At 68.6% G+C, this 18,068-nt stretch carries 13 protein-coding genes; 10 read left to right on the top strand and 3 right to left on the bottom strand.

Translation table 11 applies throughout. The annotated features are described in order from the left end of the window. Positions 1-69 precede the first annotated feature (69 nt). Positions 70-3,888 (top strand): DNA-directed RNA polymerase subunit beta', encoded by a 3,819-nt coding sequence (locus tag HQK15_RS07525; RefSeq protein ID WP_173490745.1) that lies wholly within the window; start codon positions 70-72, stop codon positions 3,886-3,888. Between the two features lie 225 nt (positions 3,889-4,113). Here HQK15_RS07525 and HQK15_RS07530 read toward each other — a convergent pair whose 3' ends face one another. Together HQK15_RS07530 and HQK15_RS07535 are read right to left on the bottom strand one after the other, a co-directional pair. Beyond that, complete coding sequence (locus HQK15_RS07530) at positions 4,114-4,884, bottom strand: cutinase family protein (protein WP_173490746.1); 771 nt, start codon at positions 4,882-4,884, stop codon at positions 4,114-4,116. Then, positions 4,881-6,011 (bottom strand): acyltransferase family protein, encoded by a 1,131-nt coding sequence (locus HQK15_RS07535; protein ID WP_173490747.1) that lies wholly within the window; start codon positions 6,009-6,011, stop codon positions 4,881-4,883. Before HQK15_RS07535 ends, HQK15_RS07530 begins: the two co-directional genes overlap by 4 nt. Positions 6,012-6,059: 48 nt before the next feature. Here HQK15_RS07535 and HQK15_RS07540 point away from each other — a divergent pair, with 48 nt between their 5' ends. Then, complete coding sequence (locus HQK15_RS07540; protein WP_173490748.1) at positions 6,060-6,524, top strand: NUDIX hydrolase; 465 nt, start codon at positions 6,060-6,062, stop codon at positions 6,522-6,524. Here the strand turns inward: HQK15_RS07540 and HQK15_RS07545 are convergent. Continuing rightward, positions 6,503-7,642: a hypothetical protein gene (locus tag HQK15_RS07545; protein WP_173490749.1), complete on the bottom strand. Its 1,140-nt coding sequence runs from the start codon at positions 7,640-7,642 to the stop codon at positions 6,503-6,505. The genes HQK15_RS07540 and HQK15_RS07545 overlap by 22 nt on opposite strands. Positions 7,643-7,787: 145 nt before the next feature. Here HQK15_RS07545 and HQK15_RS07550 point away from each other — a divergent pair, with 145 nt between their 5' ends. From HQK15_RS07550 to tuf, 8 genes are all read left to right on the top strand, one after another. Further along, positions 7,788-8,525 (top strand): GntR family transcriptional regulator, encoded by a 738-nt coding sequence (locus HQK15_RS07550; protein WP_173490750.1) that lies wholly within the window; start codon positions 7,788-7,790, stop codon positions 8,523-8,525. A gap of 40 nt (positions 8,526-8,565) precedes the next feature. Then, positions 8,566-9,855, top strand: coding sequence for a hydroxyacid-oxoacid transhydrogenase (locus tag HQK15_RS07555; protein ID WP_173490751.1), 1,290 nt, complete (start codon positions 8,566-8,568; stop codon positions 9,853-9,855). 2 nt (positions 9,856-9,857) lie between these two features. Continuing rightward, positions 9,858-12,740: an FAD-binding and (Fe-S)-binding domain-containing protein gene (locus tag HQK15_RS07560; RefSeq protein WP_367649094.1), complete on the top strand. Its 2,883-nt coding sequence runs from the start codon at positions 9,858-9,860 to the stop codon at positions 12,738-12,740. A 6-nt stretch (positions 12,741-12,746) separates the two neighbouring features. Beyond that, positions 12,747-13,472, top strand: a complete 726-nt coding sequence (locus HQK15_RS07565) for a maleylpyruvate isomerase family mycothiol-dependent enzyme (protein WP_173490752.1) — start codon at positions 12,747-12,749, stop codon at positions 13,470-13,472. A 170-nt stretch (positions 13,473-13,642) separates the two neighbouring features. Continuing rightward, positions 13,643-14,017: a 30S ribosomal protein S12 gene (gene rpsL, locus HQK15_RS07570; protein WP_056209459.1), complete on the top strand. Its 375-nt coding sequence runs from the start codon at positions 13,643-13,645 to the stop codon at positions 14,015-14,017. After that, on the top strand, positions 14,017-14,487 hold the full coding sequence (gene rpsG, locus HQK15_RS07575; protein ID WP_173490753.1) for a 30S ribosomal protein S7: 471 nt from the start codon (positions 14,017-14,019) through the stop codon (positions 14,485-14,487). The genes rpsL and rpsG overlap by 1 nt, the downstream gene beginning before the upstream one ends. Before the next feature lie 66 nt (positions 14,488-14,553). Next, a complete protein-coding gene (gene fusA, locus HQK15_RS07580; RefSeq protein WP_173490754.1) occupies positions 14,554-16,665 on the top strand; it encodes an elongation factor G in 2,112 nt (703 codons plus the stop codon). Between the two features lie 91 nt (positions 16,666-16,756). Continuing rightward, positions 16,757-17,950: an elongation factor Tu gene (gene tuf, locus HQK15_RS07585; RefSeq protein ID WP_173490755.1), complete on the top strand. Its 1,194-nt coding sequence runs from the start codon at positions 16,757-16,759 to the stop codon at positions 17,948-17,950. Positions 17,951-18,068 lie beyond the last annotated feature (118 nt).

Genomic DNA, 18,068 nt, shown 5'->3' on the forward strand with positions numbered 1-18,068 from the left:
ACGGGGCCCTCGCACCCTCAGCCTGAATCCACCACCAGCAAGAACTTCTGAAAGGGAAAGAAGACCAACGTGCTCGACGTGAACTTCTTCGATCAAATCCGGATCGGTCTCGCGACCGCCGACGACATCCGCGGATGGTCGTTCGGCGAGGTCAAGAAGCCCGAGACGATCAACTACCGCACGCTCAAGCCCGAGCGCGACGGACTCTTCTGCGAGAAGATCTTCGGTCCCACCCGGGACTGGGAGTGCTACTGCGGCAAGTACAAGCGCGTGCGCTTCAAGGGCATCATCTGCGAGCGCTGCGGCGTCGAGGTCACGCGGTCCAAGGTGCGCCGTGAGCGCATGGGCCACATCGAGCTCGCCGCTCCCGTCACGCACATCTGGTACTTCAAGGGTGTCCCGAGCCGTCTGGGCTACCTGCTCGACCTGGCTCCGAAGGACCTCGAGAAGGTCATCTACTTCGCGGCCTACATGATCACCAAGGTCGACGAGGACGCGCGTCACCAGGACCTGTCGAGCCTCGAGGCCAAGATCGACCTCGAGCGCCAGCAGCTCGAGAGCCGTCGTGACAACGAGGTCAACGAGCGCATGCAGAAGCTCGAGGAGGACCTCAAGGCACTCGAGGACGAGGGCGCCAAGGCCGACGCCAAGCGCAAGGTCAAGGACTCCGCCGAGCGCGAGGCCAAGCAGCGTCGTGACCGCGCCCAGCGCGAGATCGACCGCCTCGACGAGGTCTGGAGCCGCTTCAAGAACCTCAAGGTCCAGGACCTCGAGGGCGACGAGCTGCTCTACCGCGAGATGACGTACCGCTTCGGCAAGTACTTCGAGGGCTACATGGGCGCCACAGCGATCCAGAAGCGCCTGCAGGACTTCGACCTCGAGGCTGAGGCCGAGTCGCTGCGCGAGATCATCGCGACCGGCAAGGGACAGAAGAAGACCCGCGCGCTCAAGCGCCTCAAGGTCGTCTCCGCGTTCCTCGGCAGCAGCAACGCCCCCGAGGGCATGGTCCTCGACGCCGTCCCGGTGATCCCGCCGGAGCTGCGTCCCATGGTCCAGCTCGACGGTGGGCGCTTCGCGACCAGCGATCTCAACGATCTGTACCGTCGCGTGATCAACCGCAACAACCGGCTCAAGCGCCTGCTCGACCTCGGTGCGCCGGAGATCATCGTCAACAACGAGAAGCGCATGCTGCAGGAGGCCGTCGACTCGCTGTTCGACAACGGCCGCCGCGGTCGTCCGGTCACCGGACCGGGCAACCGTCCGCTCAAGTCGATCTCCGACATGCTCAAGGGCAAGCAGGGTCGCTTCCGTCAGAACCTGCTCGGCAAGCGCGTCGACTACTCGGGCCGTTCGGTCATCGTCGTCGGCCCGCAGCTCAAGCTGCACCAGTGCGGTCTGCCCAAGCAGATGGCTCTGGAGCTGTTCAAGCCGTTCGTGATGAAGCGTCTCGTCGACCTCAACCACGCGCAGAACATCAAGAGCGCCAAGCGCATGGTCGAGCGTGCACGTCCGGTCGTGTGGGACGTCCTCGAAGAGGTCATCACCGAGCACCCCGTGCTGCTCAACCGCGCGCCCACCCTGCACCGTCTGGGCATCCAGGCGTTCGAGCCGCAGCTCATCGAGGGCAAGGCCATCCAGATCCACCCGCTCGTCTGCTCGGCCTTCAACGCCGACTTCGACGGTGACCAGATGGCCGTGCACCTGCCGCTGAGCGCCGAGGCCCAGGCCGAGGCCCGCGTCCTGATGCTGTCGACCAACAACATCCTGAAGCCGTCGGACGGTCGCCCCGTGACCATGCCGACCCAGGACATGATCATCGGTCTGTACTTCCTGACGCTGGAGCGTTCGGGACACATCGGTGAGGGTCGCGCCTTCAGCTCGGTCTCCGAGGCCGTCATGGCCTTCGAGCGTCACGAGATCTCGCTGCAGAGCCACGTCAAGATCCGCATCGACGGCGAGATCCTCGACACGACCCTGGGTCGGGCGATCTTCAACGAGGCGCTGCCGGACGACTACCCGTACGTCAACATCCAGATCGGCAAGTCGCAGCTGGGTGTCATCGTCAACGACCTCGCGGAGCGCTACTCCAAGGTCGACGTCGCCAACGCGCTCGACAACCTCAAGGACACCGGCTTCCACTGGGGCACCCGCTCCGGCGTGACGGTCTCCATCGAGGACGTCGTGACGCCTCCGCGCAAGCAGGAGATCCTCTCGGGCTACGAGACGCAGGCCGCCAAGGTCCAGACCCAGTTCGACCGTGGTCTGATCACCGAGGACGAGCGTCGCCAGGAGCTCATCGAGATCTGGACGCAGGCAACTGCCGAGGTCTCGGCCGAGATGGAGAAGGGCTTCGACGAGGACAACCCGATCTGGATGATGGTCCACTCGGGCGCACGAGGCAACATGATGCAGGTCCGTCAGATCGCCGGCATGCGTGGCCTCGTGGCCAACCCGAAGGGCGAGATCATCCCGCGCCCGATCAAGGCCAACTTCCGTGAGGGTCTGTCGGTCGTCGAGTACTTCATCGCGACCCACGGCGCCCGCAAGGGACTCGCCGACACCGCGCTGCGTACCGCTGACTCGGGCTACCTGACGCGTCGCCTCGTCGACGTCAGCCAGGACGTCATCATCCGCGAGGAGGACTGCGGCACCGAGCGTGGTCTCAAGCAGGTCATCGCGACCAAGCTCGACGACGGTCGCCTGACCGCTGCCGAGAACGTCGAGACGGCGGCCTACTCGCGCACGGCGGCGACGGACGTCACCGACGCCAAGGGCACGGTGCTCATCCCGGCCGGCGGTGAGCTCGGCGACGTCGAGATCGCCCGCCTGATCGCCGAGGGTGTCGAGGAGATCAAGGTCCGCACGGTCCTGACGTGCGAGGCGAAGGCCGGCACGTGCGCCAAGTGCTACGGCCGCTCGCTGGCCACCGGCAAGCTCGTCGACATCGGCGAGGCCGTCGGCACCATCGCGGCCCAGTCGATCGGTGAGCCCGGCACGCAGCTGACCATGCGTACCTTCCACACCGGCGGTGTGGCCGGTGACGACATCACGCACGGTCTGCCCCGCGTCGTCGAGCTCTTCGAGGCTCGTCAGCCCAAGGGCAAGGCTCCCATCACGGAGTCGGCCGGACGCGTCGTCATCGACGACTCGGACAAGACCCGCAAGCTCGTCGTGACGCCGGATGACGGCTCTGACGTGCTCGAGTACCCGGTGACCAAGCGTGCGCGCCTCCTGATCCAGGACGGCGACCACGTCGAGGTCGGACAGATGCTCACGCACGGCACGCCGGATCCGCAGGAAGTCCTGCGCATCCTCGGCGTCCGCCGCGCCCAGGAGCACCTCGTCGACCAGGTGCAGGAGGTCTACCGCTCGCAGGGTGTGGCCATCCACGACAAGCACATCGAGATCATCGTGCGCCAGATGCTCCGTCGCGTGACGGTCATCGAGCAGGGCGACGCCCAGCTCATCCCCGGTGACCTCGTCGATCGTGCGAAGTTCGAGGAGGAGAACCGCCGCGTCGTGGCCGAGGGTGGCACGCCCGCCTCCGGCCGCCCGGTCCTCATGGGCATCACGAAGGCCTCGCTGGCCGTCGAGTCGTGGCTGTCGGCCGCCTCCTTCCAGGAGACGACCCGCGTCCTCACCGACGCCGCCATCCACGGCAAGTCGGACTCGCTGCGCGGTCTGAAGGAGAACATCATCATCGGCAAGCTCATCCCGGCGGGTACCGGTCTCGACCGCTACCGCAACATCCGGGTCGAGCCCACCGAGGAGGCCCGTCAGGCCGCCTACGCCGTCACCGGCTACGGCGACTACGACTACGGCTTCGGCACGGCAGACGCCGCGCCGGTGCAGCTGGACGACTTCGACTTCACGTCGTACGACTCCTGATCCGTCGCTGAACGAACGAAGCCCCCCGGTCCGCAAGGGCCGGGGGGCTTCGTCGTCACCTGTTGATGGACGACCCCCTTGACCGTGCCTGTCGTCGAGGCGGCCTGGGCCGGCAGGGTCATCCCGGTCAGGAGCAGGGCGATCACCCTGAGCAGCGCGGCCGGTGGAGATGCGCGGAACAGACGTGTGGTTGTCGACCGGCGCAGCTCGTTCGACGCGGCTGGATCAGACGCCGCTGCGGGCCAGGATCCGGTCGAGCTGTCGTGCGGTGGCCCGGGCCGACGACTCCTGCTCGTAGAAGTGCTTGTGGGTCGCCGATGGAGGCCCGCCGGGAGCCCCCTGGTCGTTGCAGATCTCGTCGCCCTCGACGCACAGGGCGATCGCCGACCGCCGCAGGTCAGGGTCGATCGGCGTGCCCGATCCGAGCCGCCCATGGCCCGTGACCGGTGCCGCGGCATAGCTCCACTGGACGATGTCGTCGGACGGGTTGCGACGGGGGTCGGCGATCATCGCGACCAGCGCCACCCGGCGGGCCTCGCTCGCGGAGACATCGACCGACGCGGCGTGGACGACCTGGGCGCCCTGGCTGAACCCGACCAGCGCGAACCGGCTGTCGGGGCATCTCTGCCCCAGCGTGTCGAGCCTGCTCGTCATCATGCGGGCGCCGCGCGCGACGTGGTCCTGGTAGGCCTCGAGGGTTGCGGTCTTCGACGAGTCGTAGCGGATCGCCTCGATGCGCAGCGTCGTGTCGGACCGCTGGTGCAGGCGGCGCGCGAGCTGCTCGACCGTCAGGCGCACCTCGGTGCCCACCCCGAAGTTGAGGTCAGGATCCTGGGTCGACCCGCGGGCGCCGAGGACGACGAGGTCGGCGCACGTCTGCCCGACCAGCAGCGACCGGTCGGTGGGATCGTTCCGGCCCGACGACTCGGAGAAGCAACCGCCCATCAGCAGGGCGGAGACCAGGAGGACGGCGAGGCGGGCTGGCCGCCGCGTCACTTCGCCGGGACCGTGGTCGTCGGGTTGGGCGGCGGCTTGATCTCGCCGGCGTCGTCGACGGCGCTGGCGGGCACCCGAACTGACGGTGGTTCGGCCTCGCGGAACAGCCAGGTCAGCTTCGGCTCGAACAGGGGGCGAAACAGCGTGGCGACCGGCTTGGTCATGAGCAGGTTGGCCACGACCACCGCGGCCAGCATGAATCCGATGACGGACACCGCACCGTACTCCTGCAGGTTCTTCCAGATCTGCAGCTCGCGGTCGAGCAGGATGATGATGTAGCCGTGCAGGAGGTAGCAGTAGAACGTCCGCCCGCCGAGCACGGTCGTGAAGGACCTGGAGCGAGGGATCAGCGACAAGGTGGCGAAGGTGAGCAGCGCGCCCACCAGCAGCAGCTCGCCGCGCATCATCATGCCGCCCCACGCGGTGGCGTCGAGCGGGTCCTCGGCGTAGCGGTCCTTCCACAGCAGCCACTGGGTCGTCCAGTCGGCGGAGTAGAGCTGACAGATCACGAACGAGACCACGAGCGCCACGACGGACGCGATGCGGATGCGGATGTCGCCAAGCTTCATGAACAGCTCGCGGTTCATGTGCAGGCCGATGACCCAGAACGGCAGGAGGGCGAGCACCTTGGGCAGGGCCAGCACGTTGGGGATCTCGATCAGGCCGGCGAGCAGGGAGATCACGATCGACGTCGTGATGGGGTACTTCAGCGCCCGCCAGATGGGCGTCGTGATGCGCCAGATGAACAGGGCGGCGAGGAACCAGCCGAGCCACTGCGGCGAGAGGATCATCAACGTCTCGGGCTTGCCGTCGTAGTGACGCGTGATGAGCTGCAGGCTGGTCTCGACCAGGAGGTACGGCACGATCAGCGTGCTGACGATGCGCCGGATCTGACGGAAGTCACCGATGTAGTGACGAGCCGTGTAGCCCGAGATCAGGATGAAGAACGGCATGTGGAACAGGTAGATCCACGTGTAGACGCCCTTGGCGGAGTCCATCACGACGTACTCGGTGAGGGAGTGACCGATGACGACCAGCAGCATCACCCAGTAGCGGGCGTTGTCGAGATAGGCCACGCGCTCCTTGGGCGGAGCGGTGGCCACGGGCAGCGGGTCGAGGGCACTCATCCCTCCTGACTCTAATAGCCTGAGGCCAATCTGACCTGTGGAGGGCACATGAGCGAGCCGACCCGCACGCAGCGGCTGGGAGCGTACGCCGTCGTGCTGCGCGACGCCCACATCCTGCTCACCCGCATCTCGCCGGCCGGCTACCCCGCAGGAGCGTGGACGCTGCCCGGTGGGGGAGTCGACCACGGGGAGTCGCCGCACGATGCGGTCGTGCGGGAGCTGCACGAGGAGACCGGCCTGCAGGCGCTCACGTCACGCCTCGTCGACGTCCACGACGTGCACGTCGTCGCCCAGGGGCGTGACGACCAGTACGAGGACTACCACGGCGTGCATCTGCTCTACGCCGTCACGGTGGACCCGTCGGTCAAGCCCCACGTCGTCGAGGTGGGAGGCACCACCGACGTCGCCATGTGGGTGCCGATCGACCGGGTCGGGTCAGCCGACCACGCCCCGGTGCTCCCGATGGTCACCCATGCGCTGGAGCGCGCGGATCACTTCGCGGCAGGCGTGTAGAACAGCGCGGTGTAGTTGCCGCGGGCCGACAAGATGTAGACCGCGCGGGCGATCGAGCCGTCCTTGGTCCTGACGGCGTACATCGTGCTGACGGAGTTGAGGTCCTCGGTGACGTCCTTGGTGACCTTGCCGTCGGGGCTGTTGGCGCGAACGAACTGCTCGGCGACCTGGTCGGCGGCGAAGGCACGCGTCGTCGTGACGGCTGCGAACTTCGGCGTGAAGCCGCTCAGCAGCAGCGTGGCGCTGGTCGGTGCGGTCCAGCCGTTGACCAGCTTGGTCGTCGACGGGGCGTCCTCGTCCATCTTGGGCCAGATCAGCCCGGAGGTCTCGTCCTGCGACTTGATCTCGGCGACGTTGTCGAGCGAGCCGGTCTCGCGGGCGATCTGTCCGGCGCGGGGGTCGCCGACGTACTCGACGAGCACCTGCATGACGGGGCGGGTCATCGCCGCCGGCGGAGCGGTGCGGGTCGAGAGCCTGCCGGGATCGACCTTGAGCGTCACCCGGATCTCGCGGTTGCCCTCGGTGTTGCCGCGGGCCACGGCCTCGCAGCGGGTGATGCGACGCTCCTTGGACCGGCAGTAGGTCGAGAGGTCGTTGAGGTCGAGGTCGGCGGTGGGGATCGCCGCGTCCATCTGGGCCAGCATCTCTCGGACGACGGTGCTGGGGTCGCCGTCGATGCGCATCAGGGAGATCGTCGTGTCGGGCCGAGGCGGCTCCTCCAACAGCTTGAACGAGTCGGGGCTGGGGCGAGTCGTGGGCGTCGGGGTCGGGCTGGGTGACGGCGTGCCGTTGGCCTCGTCCTCGGCCACCTTGTCGGCGGCCTCGGCGTCCTTCTGCGCCTGCGCTGCGTCGAGCTCGGGGCGGAACGCCGAGATGAGCCGAGGACTGCGATAGCGGAAGAGCGGTCCGAGCTGAGTGGCGCCGGCCGGCACGTAGAGGCCGTAGGCGATGGGGCTCTCGGGCCCCGACTCGCTGTCGGAGAGGTCGGGAGCCTGCGTCGTCCTGGTCGTGGACGTCGCCGTGGGCGACGGGTCGGGCGAGTCCTCGCTCGTGCAGGCGGCGAGGGCGCTGAGCATCAGGACGGCGGCGAGCGCGCTCCGGCCGGACCGAGACTTCATCGATTCCCCTTGTCGTCACCCACGCGTGGGACATGATCACGTCAGCGGCCCGGGGGCACGTCGATCCGACGGCGACCGGTCCACCAGCACCACACGATATCGTTTGGCACCAAGGCGAAGGATCCAGAGGGGAGAACCAGCCACGATGGCTCGCATCTCCACGACCGACCGGGTGTTCGCCTCGCTGCGGGAGTCGATCGTGACCGGCGAGTTCCCGGCCGGGTCGCTGCACTCGATCTATCGCCTGGCCGACCTGCTCGACGTCTCGCGCACGCCGGTCCGTGAGGCGGTGCTCCGCCTGGCCGACATCGGCCTGGTGACGATCGAGCGCAATCGCGGCGTCCGCATCCGTGGCGTCTCGGTCTCGGACGTGCAGGCGGTGTTCGAGCTGCGGCTCATGCTCGAGGTCCCGGCGGCGGCGTTCGCGGCTGCCCACGCCGACGCTGCGACCGTCGCCACGATCGAGGCCGAGCTCGACGCGATGCGCACCTGCGTGGGGGACGACGACGAGGCCGGTTTCACCGCTCACGACCGGCTGCTCCACCAGGCGATCGGCGCGGCGACGGGCAACGCCCGGCTGCGGGGGGAGGTCGCGACGCTCCGTGACTCGATCCAGGCCCGCGGCGCCTCCACGATCCGGCGGTCCCGGGGCATGGGCGACGTCGCGGAGGAGCATGCACCGATCGTCGCGGCGATCGCCTCGCGTGACCCGGCCGAGGCCGCCGCACGCATGGAGGACCACCTGGTCCGCACCGCGACCCTGCTGATGGAGCAGGTGGCGGTCGACGGGGTCGACCTCGTCGATCCCGGCTGGTCGCGCGGTCTGCGGGAGCACCTCTACCTGCCCGGTCGATCGGCGACGGCACAGCCACCGACGCAGTAGCATGCTAGCGTGACCCCACGCGGAGAGACGAGGAGCTGACGTGTCAGGTTTCCACCCCAGCCATCCGGAGACGGTCTTCACCTACGGGGCGCCCGGCCTCAAGTTCGGTGTCGGCGCTCGCCACGAGCTCGGCCACGACCTCGCCCAGCTGGACGCGCGTCGGGTCCTCGTCGTGACCGATCCCGGCGTGGCCGCGACGGGGTCGCCCGCAGAGATCGCCGAGGCGCTGCGTGCCGCGTCCATCGAGGCGGTCGTCTTCGACCGCGCGCGTGTCGAGCCGACCGACGGGAGCCTCGAGGAGGCCATCGCGTTCGCCCGTTCCGAAGGCCCGTTCGACGCGATCGTCGCGGTGGGCGGCGGCAGTGCCATCGACACCGCGAAGGCCGTCAACCTGCTGACGACCAACGAGGGCGAGCTGATGGACTACGTCAACGCGCCCGTCGGCCGGGCCCGCGCTCCGAAGAACCCGCTCCTGCCGCTCATCGCCGTGCCGACGACGACCGGCACCGGCAGCGAGAGCACGACGATCTGCGTGCTCGACGTCGTCAGCCAGCACGTCAAGACGGGCATCTCGCACGCGCGGCTGCGTCCGGCGTTCGCCGTCGTCGACCCCGAGCTCACGCTGACCCAGCCCGCCGGAGTCACCGCGGCGTCAGGACTCGACATCCTGTGCCACGCCCTCGAGAGCTACACCGCACGTCCGTTCGCCTCCTACGAGCACAAGCAGGCCCACGAGCGGGTGCCCTACTGCGGCTCCAACCCGATCGCCGACATGTGGTCGGAGAAGGCGCTGAGCCTGATGTCCGCCTCGTTCCGCCGCGCCGTGCACCACGGTGACGACATCGCTGCCCGCACCGAGGTCGCGATGGCGGCGACCTTCGCGGGGCTCGGCTTCGGCAATGCGGGCGTGCACATCCCGCACGCCAATGCCTACCCGATCGCCGGCCAGGTCCGCGACTTCCGTCCCGAGGGCTACGAGGCAGACCACGCGATGGTGCCGCACGGCATGGCGGTGTCCCTGACGGCCCCGGCAGCGTTCCGCTACACGTTCGAGGCCGCCCCCGAGCGCCACGTCCGGGCTGCCGAGCTGCTCGACCCCACGGCGGTGCGCCCGGATGACGCTGCCGACTTCCTGCCGCAGGTGCTCGCCTCGATCATGCGAGACGTCGGCATCCCGTCCGGCATCGGCGCCGTCGGCTTCGGCGCGGGCGACATCGACTCGCTCGTCGAGGGCACGATGAAGCAGCAGCGGCTGCTCGCCACCGCGCCGCTCGAGGTCACCGAGGACGCCGTCGCGACGATCCTCGACGAGTCGATCGAGATCTGGTAGCCGTGACGCGTTCCTTCGCCGCGCTCGGTCGCGGCCCCGCCGCTGCCCGGATGTCGACCTCCGGTCGACCCGTGGTGACGTCAGAGGTTGTCGGGGAGCTGCGTCGGGCCGGTGTGACCGACGTCGACGACTCCACCCTGACCCGAGCCCTCTACAGCACCGACGCCTCGCTCTACCGGGTCGTGCCGCAGGTGGTCGTGCGGCCGCGCAGCGCCGAGGAGGTGCTGGCCACGGTCGACGCGTGTCGCCGGACGGGCACCCCGCTCACCTCGCGCGGCGCAGGCACGTCGATCGCCGGCAACGCGATCGGCACCGGGGTCGTGATGGACGCGCGTCGCCACCTCAACCGTGTCGTGTCGATCGACACGGAGTCGCAGACCGCGGTCGTCGAGCCCGGGACGGTGCACGCCGACCTGCAGCGCCTCGCCGCCCCGCACGGCCTGCGCTTCGGCCCGGACCCGTCGACCCACACGCGGGCGACGATCGGCGGCATCATCGGCAACAACGCCTGCGGCAACCGGGCCCTCGGCTACGGCCGGGCGTCCGACAACGTGGCGGCTCTGGACGTCGTGCTGTCGTCGGGAGAGCGGCTCGCCCTCGCGGGCGGGACCGACACCTTGTCGCCGACCCTGGACCGGCTGCGTGAGGTCGTCGGCAGCGGCCTCGGCACGATCCGCACGGAGCTTGGCCGCTTCGGACGACAGGTGTCCGGCTACAGCCTCGAGCACCTGCTGCCGGAGCGGGGGTTCGACGTCGCGTCGTTCCTCGCCGGGACCGAGGGCACGCTCGCCACGACCCTGCAGGCGACCGTGCGCCTCAGGCCCACCCCGGCGCACATCCATCTCGTGCTGCTGGGTTATCCCTCGATGGCCGACGCCGCTGACGACGTGCCCACGATGCTGCCGTTCGGACCGGTCGCGTGCGAGGGCCTCGGCACGCGGGTCATCGAGGTGTTCCGCGCGGCACAGGGCTCGGACGCGGTGCCGGAGTATCCCCGAGGAGACGGCTTCCTGATGGTGGAGCTGGCCGGCGACGACCCGGCCGAGCTCGCGTCCGTGGGGGAGCAGGTCGTCCGGGAGTCCAACGCCCTCGGCCACCGGCACGTCACCTCCCCGGCCGAGCAGGCGCGGCTGTGGCGCATCCGCGAGGAGGGCGCCGGCCTCGCCTCCCGCATGTGGGACCGTCCGGCGCTGTCGGGCTGGGAGGACGCCGCGGTGCCGCCGGCTGCCCTGGGCGACTACCTGCGCGACTTCGAGGTGCTCCTGGCCGAGCACGGGCTCAACGGCGAGACCTACGGGCACTTCGGCGACGGCTGCGTGCACGTGCGCATCGACTTCGACCTCGACGAGGGCCGGGGGCGTCCCCGCTACCGCGACTTCGTCTTCGCCGCGGCGCGCATGACCGCCGGGCACGGCGGCTCGTTCTCGGGCGAGCACGGTGACGGCCGGGCGCGGTCCGAGCTGCTCCCGCTCATGTACTCCGGCGAGGCGATCTCGCTCTTCGAGCAGGTCAAGGCCGTGCTCGACCCCGACGACCTGCTGAACCCCGGCGTCCTCGTGCGTCCGCGCGCGATCGACGACGACCTGCGCGGGCAGCACCGGGCCGCGGCGCCGCTCGTCGACCGCGACGGGGGACTGCGCCTCCTGCACGACGACGGCAGCCTCGGTGCCGCCGTGCACCGGTGCACCGGCGTCGGCAAGTGCGTCGCTGCCTCGACACCGGCCAACGGAGTCATGTGCCCGTCGTTCCAGGCGACCCGCGACGAGAAGGACTCCACCCGGGGGCGGGCCCGCGTCCTGCAGGAGATGATCGACGGCCGCCTGGTGAAGGGTGGCTATCGTGCGCCCGAGGTGCACGAGGCGCTCGACCTGTGCCTGTCGTGCAAGGGCTGCCTCAGCGACTGCCCGACGGGCGTCGACATGGCGTCCTACAAGGCCGAGGTGCTGCACCAGTCCTATCGGGGCCGTCTGCGTCCCCGCAGCCACTACGTCCTCGGCCGGCTGCCGTTCTGGGCGCGCGTCACGTCGCCGATCGCGCGACTGGCGAACCTGGGGCTCCGCACCCCGGGCATCCGGTCGATCGCCCGCTGGGTCGCCGGTGTCGACCAGCGCCGCAGCCTGCCGATGTTCGCGACCAGACGGTTCACCCGTCAGGCGCGCCCGGTCCTGCAGGACGGACGTCCGAAGGTCGTCGTCTGGGCCGACTCGTTCACCGAGTTCTTCTCGACCGCCGGCGGCACCGCGGCCCTGCGGGTGCTCGACGGCGCGGGCTACGACGTCGAGGTCCTGTCACGCCCCCAGTGCTGTGGCCTGACCTGGATCACGACGGGCCAGCTCGACACGGCCCGCACGATGGTCGGAAGGGCCGTGGAGCAGCTGCACCCCTACGTGGCGGCGGGCGTCCCGGTCGTCGGGCTGGAGCCGTCGTGCCTGGCGGTGCTGCGCTCCGACGCCGTCGAGCTGCTCGACGACCCCCGAGCCGTCGACGTCTCCCGCGGCGTCTTCACCCTGTCCGAGCTGCTGCAGCGCACCGAGGGCTACCGCCCGCCCGACCTCACCGGGACGACGTTGGTGGTGCAGCCGCACTGCCACCAGGCGTCCGTGATCGGGTTCGAGGCCGACCTGGCGATCATGGGCGCGACCGGCGCCACGATCGACCGGGTGTCGGGCTGCTGCGGGCTCGCCGGCAACTTCGGCGTCGAGAAGGGGCACTACGAGGTGTCCGTGGCGGTCGCCGAGCAGCAGCTGATGCCGGCGGTCCGTAACGCGCCGCCCGGTGCCGTCGTTGTCGCAGACGGGTTCTCGTGCCGCACTCAGCTCGACGACCTCGCGGCCGTCCCGGCCGTGCACCTCGCCCAGCTCCTCGATCGCTCGCCGGAAGACTGATTCCCCATGGACCACGCGCTCGAGCTCGGCACCGCCATGGCACGCTTCGCCGAGCTCGCAGGTCTCGGGACGGGCGAGGAGCCCGTCCCCGCGTGCGAAGGGTGGACCACGCGCGACCTCGCCGAGCACCTCGGCACCGTGCACCGGTGGGCGGGCAGCATCCTGCTGAGCGGCCAGCGGCTCGCGTCGCCGAAGCCGGTCGTCACCGAGCCGGTCTCGGAGTGGTACTCCGCCACGGCGAGCGCGCTGCTCGGCGCGATCCAGGCCGTGAGCCCGGACGAGGCCGTCCCCAACTTCACCCGGATGGGCGAGACCGCCGCGTTCTGGCCGAGACGCCAGATGCACGAGACGATCGTCCACGGGGTCGACGCCGCCCAGGCTCTCGGGTTCGACGAGGACGAGTGGACCGTCGCCCCGCAGATCGCCGCCGACGGCATCGACGAGGTGCTGCAGGTCTTCTTCCCCCGCATGACCGCTCGGGGCGTCCGCCCCGACGTCCGGTCGCGCATCCGTCTGGTCGCCACGGACCTCGAGCAGTCGTGGCTGGTCGGACCGGGGGAGGGGGAGTCCGGCACGCCCCTGCAGCTGCACGCGTCGCGCGAGGCCGACGCCACGGTGACCGGGCTGGCGTCCGACCTCTACCTGGCGCTGTGGCACCGCGTCTCGCGCTTCCGGCTCGAGTTCGACGGCCCCGACGGCATCGCCCTGCTCGACGGCCCGACCACGCCCTGACGGCATCGTTCACCGGCGGCCATGGGTGATTTGTCCCGGGCAGGGGCAGGCGGGTAGTATTTGGCGCTGTGCCTGAACTCATCAGGCCGATGCGCGCATCCTGCCGGATTGCACGGTGGCGAGTGCATCACGACTCATGGCTCACGCCAGCCAGAAGAAGGAAGTTTGTAGTGCCCACGATCAACCAGCTGGTCCGCAAGGGCCGTCAGCGCAAGGTCGTCAAGACGACGACCCCCGCGCTCAAGGGTTCACCTCAGCGCCGCGGTGTCTGCACCCGCGTCTACACCACCACCCCGAAGAAGCCGAACTCCGCGCTCCGCAAGGTGGCTCGTGTGAAGCTCTCCAGTGGTACCGAGGTCACTGCATACATCCCGGGCGAGGGTCACAACCTGCAGGAGCACTCGATCGTGCTCGTGCGCGGTGGCCGCGTCAAGGACCTTCCCGGTGTCCGCTACAAGATCGTCCGCGGCGCCCTCGACACGCAGGCCGTCAAGGGTCGCAAGCAGGCTCGCAGCCGTTACGGCGCGAAGAAGGAGAAGAGCTAATGCCTCGTAAGGGTCCCGCGCCCAAGCGCGTCGTCGAGACTGACCCCGTCTACGGCAGCCAGCTCGTCACCTCCCTGATCAACAAGGTCCTGGTCGACGGCAAGAAGCAGGTCGCCCAGCGCATCGTCTACACCGCCCTCGAGGGCACGCGTGAGAAGTCGGGCACCGACCCGGTCATCACCCTCAAGCGCGCGCTCGACAACGTCAAGCCGGCCATCGAGGTCAAGAGCCGCCGTGTCGGTGGCGCGACCTACCAGGTCCCGATCGAGGTTCGCGCCTCGCGTCAGAACACGCTGGCCCTGCGCTGGCTCGTCAGCTACGCCGGCGCACGCCGCGAGAAGACGATGGCCGAGCGCCTCATGAACGAGCTGCTCGACGCCTCCAACGGCCTCGGCGGCGCTGTCAAGAAGCGCGAAGACACCCACAAGATGGCCGAAGCCAACAAGGCGTTCGCCCACTACCGCTGGTAAGTCAGCACCACCTTCACCTCTCGCCGTGACCCGGCGGGGCCCGCATCAAAGGAAGCGATCACACTCGTGGCAACCGACATCACCACAGACCTCAACAGGGTCCGCAACATCGGCATCATGGCGCACATCGATGCCGGCAAGACCACGACGACCGAACGCATCCTCTTCTACACCGGCATCAACTACAAGATCGGTGAGGTCCACGACGGCGGCGCCACGATGGACTGGATGGAGCAGGAGCAGGAGCGCGGCATCACGATCACGTCTGCCGCGACGACCTGCTGGTGGAAAGACAACCAGATCAACATCATCGACACCCCCGGTCACGTCGACTTCACCGTCGAGGTCGAGCGCAACCTGCGCGTCCTCGACGGTGCGGTCGCGGTGTTCGACGGCGTCGCCGGCGTCGAGCCGCAGTCCGAGACGGTCTGGCGCCAGGCCGACAAGTACGGCGTCCCGCGCATGTGCTTCGTCAACAAGCTCGACCGCACCGGCGCCAGCTTCGACTACTGCGTCAAGACGATCCGTGAGCGCCTCGGCGCCACCGCCCTCGTCCTGCAGGTCCCGATCGGCGCCGAGAGCGACTTCATCGGCGTCGTCGACCTGATCGGCAACCGCGCCCTGGTGTGGCGCGGCGAGACCGCGATCGGTGAGGACTACACGATCGAGGAGATCCCGGCCGACCTCGTCGACCTCGCAGCCGAGGCCCGCAACGAGATGATCGAGACCCTGGCCGACCAGGACGACGAGTTCGCCGAGGCCTACCTCGACGGCGCCGAGATCACCCCCGAGCTGCTCAAGCCGGCCATCCGTCGCGCGACGCTGGCTGCCAAGCTCAACCCGGTCCTGTGCGGCACGGCGTTCAAGAACAAGGGCGTCCAGCCCCTGCTCGACGCCGTCATCGACTTCCTGCCCTCGCCGATCGACGTCGGAGCCATCACCGGCCTCGACCCCCGCGACGAGACCAAGACCGACACGCGTGAGCCCAAGGAGAGCGAGCCGTTCTCCGCGCTCGCGTTCAAGATCGCGTCCGACCCGCACCTGGGCAAGCTGACCTACCTGCGCGTCTACTCCGGTCGCCTCGAGGCCGGCTCCACGGTCATCAACGTGACCAAGGGCCGCAAGGAGCGCATCGGCAAGATCTACCAGATGCACGCCAACAAGCGTGCCGAGATCGCGTCCGTCGGCGCTGGCCAGATCGTCGCCGTCATGGGCCTCAAGGACACCACGACCGGTGAGACCCTGGCCGACCCGCAGAAGCAGATCGTCCTGGAGTCGATGACGTTCCCCGCGCCGGTCATCCAGGTCGCCATCGAGCCCAAGACCAAGAGCGACCAGGAGAAGCTGGGCACCGCGATCCAGCGCCTCGCCGAGGAGGACCCGACGTTCCAGGTCCACACCGACGAGGAGACCGGTCAGACGATCATCGCCGGCATGGGCGAGCTGCACCTCGACATCCTCGTGGACCGCATGAAGCGCGAGTTCAACGTCGAGGCCAACGTCGGCAAGCCGCAGGTCGCGTACCGCGAGACCATCAAGCGCAAGGTCGAGAACGTCAGCTACACCCACAAGAAGCAGACGGGTGGCTCGGGCCAGTTCGCCAAGGTCATCATCTCGATCGAGCCCACGGGCCCGCTCGCTGGTGGCGAGGGCGGCTACGAGTTCGACAACGCAGTCTCCGGTGGCCGTGTGCCCCGTGAGTACATCCCCTCGGTCGACCAGGGTGCGCAGGACGCCATGCAGTTCGGTGTCCTCGCCGGCTACCAGATGGTCGACGTCAAGGTCACCCTGGAGGACGGCGCGTACCACGACGTCGACTCCTCGGAGCTCGCCTTCAAGCTCGCCGGTTCCATGGCGTTCAAGGAAGCAGCTCGCAAGGCCGATCCGGTGATCCTCGAGCCCGTGTTCGCGGTCGAGGTCACCACGCCCGAGGACTACATGGGCGACGTGATCGGCGACCTCAACTCCCGCCGTGGCCAGGTTCAGGCCATGGAGGAGGGCATGGGCGGCGTCAAGATCGTCAAGGCGATCGTCCCCCTGTCCGAGATGTTCGGGTACGTCGGCGACCTGAGGTCCAAGACCTCGGGCCGTGCGTCATACTCGATGCAGTTCGACTCCTACGCGGAGGTTCCCAAGAACGTCGCGGAAGAGATCATCAAAAAGGCCCGCGGCGAGTAACAGCGGACCATCTCATAAGATGGCCTGAGGTACTCGTGCCGCGAGTATCCGACGGCGTTCAACAGCAACCAATTCGAAGAAGGAGCCCCAAGTGGCTAAGGCGAAGTTCGAGCGGACCAAGCCGCACATGAACATCGGCACCATCGGTCACATCGACCACGGCAAGACGACTCTTACCGCGGCGATCACCAAGGTGCTGCACGACAAGTACCCCGACCTGAACGAGGCCTCGGCCTTCGACCAGATCGACAAGGCGCCGGAAGAGAAGCAGCGCGGTATCACGATCTCCATCTCGCACGTCGAGTACCAGACCGAGAACCGTCACTACGCGCACGTCGACTGCCCGGGTCACGCGGACTACGTCAAGAACATGATCACCGGTGCGGCCCAGATGGACGGCGCGATCCTCGTGGTCGCCGCCACCGACGGTCCCATGCCCCAGACGCGTGAGCACGTGCTGCTCGCTCGCCAGGTCGGCGTGCCCGCGATGGTCGTCGCGCTCAACAAGTGCGACATGGTCGACGACGAGGAGATCCTGGAGCTCGTCGAGCTCGAGGTCCGTGAGCTCCTGAGCGATCAGGACTTCGACGGCGACAACGTCCCCGTCGTCAAGGTGGCGGCCGTTCCGGCCCTCGCCGGCGACGCCAAGTGGGGCGAGTCGGTCCTCGAGCTCATGCAGGCTGTGGACGACTACATCCCGATGCCCCCGCGTGAGACGGACAAGCCGTTCCTCATGCCCGTCGAGGACGTCTTCACGATCACCGGTCGTGGAACCGTCATCACCGGTCGTATCGAGCGTGGCGTCATCAAGGTCAACGAGACCGTCGACATCGTCGGCATCCGTGAGACCAAGCAGACCACGACGGTCACCGGCATCGAGATGTTCCGCAAGCTGCTCGACGAGGGTCAGGCCGGCGAGAACGTCGGACTGCTCCTGCGCGGTACCAAGCGCGAGGACGTCGAGCGCGGCATGGTCATCATCGCGCCCGGTTCCACGACTCCCCACACGGAGTTCGAGGGTCAGGTCTACATCCTGTCGAAGGAGGAGGGTGGCCGTCACACGCCGTTCTTCAACAACTACCGTCCGCAGTTCTACTTCCGCACCACGGACGTCACCGGCGTCGTCACGTTGCCCGAGGGCACCGAGATGGTCATGCCCGGCGACAACACCGAGATGAGCGTCGAGCTGATCCAGCCCATCGCCATGGAGGACGGACTCCGGTTCGCCATCCGTGAGGGTGGACGTACGGTCGGCGCAGGTCGCGTCACGAAGATCAACAAGTGATCTAGCACCACCTGATCACGGGCAAGGGCCCCGTTCCGGCTTCGGCTGGAGCGGGGCCCTTCGCCGTCCCCGCCCTGTCCGATCCGGGAGTGGTTCCCAGTGGCGTCCTTCTGGCGGA

Source organism: Aeromicrobium stalagmiti, from assembly GCF_013283745.1.
GTDB lineage: Bacteria > Actinomycetota > Actinomycetes > Propionibacteriales > Nocardioidaceae > Aeromicrobium > Aeromicrobium stalagmiti.

Bases quoted from the DNA above. Each gene is read 5' to 3' on its own strand.
- HQK15_RS07535 (WP_173490747.1), bottom strand. From the start codon at position 6,011: ATGAGTGCCCTCGACCCGCTGCCCGTGGCCACCGCTCCGCCCAAGGAG.
- HQK15_RS07540 (WP_173490748.1), top strand. From the start codon at position 6,060: ATGAGCGAGCCGACCCGCACGCAGCGGCTGGGAGCGTACGCCGTCGTG.
- HQK15_RS07545 (WP_173490749.1), bottom strand. From the start codon at position 7,642: ATGAAGTCTCGGTCCGGCCGGAGCGCGCTCGCCGCCGTCCTGATGCTC.
- HQK15_RS07550 (WP_173490750.1), top strand. From the start codon at position 7,788: ATGGCTCGCATCTCCACGACCGACCGGGTGTTCGCCTCGCTGCGGGAG.
- HQK15_RS07565 (WP_173490752.1), top strand. From the start codon at position 12,747: ATGGACCACGCGCTCGAGCTCGGCACCGCCATGGCACGCTTCGCCGAG.
- rpsG (WP_173490753.1), top strand. From the start codon at position 14,017: ATGCCTCGTAAGGGTCCCGCGCCCAAGCGCGTCGTCGAGACTGACCCC.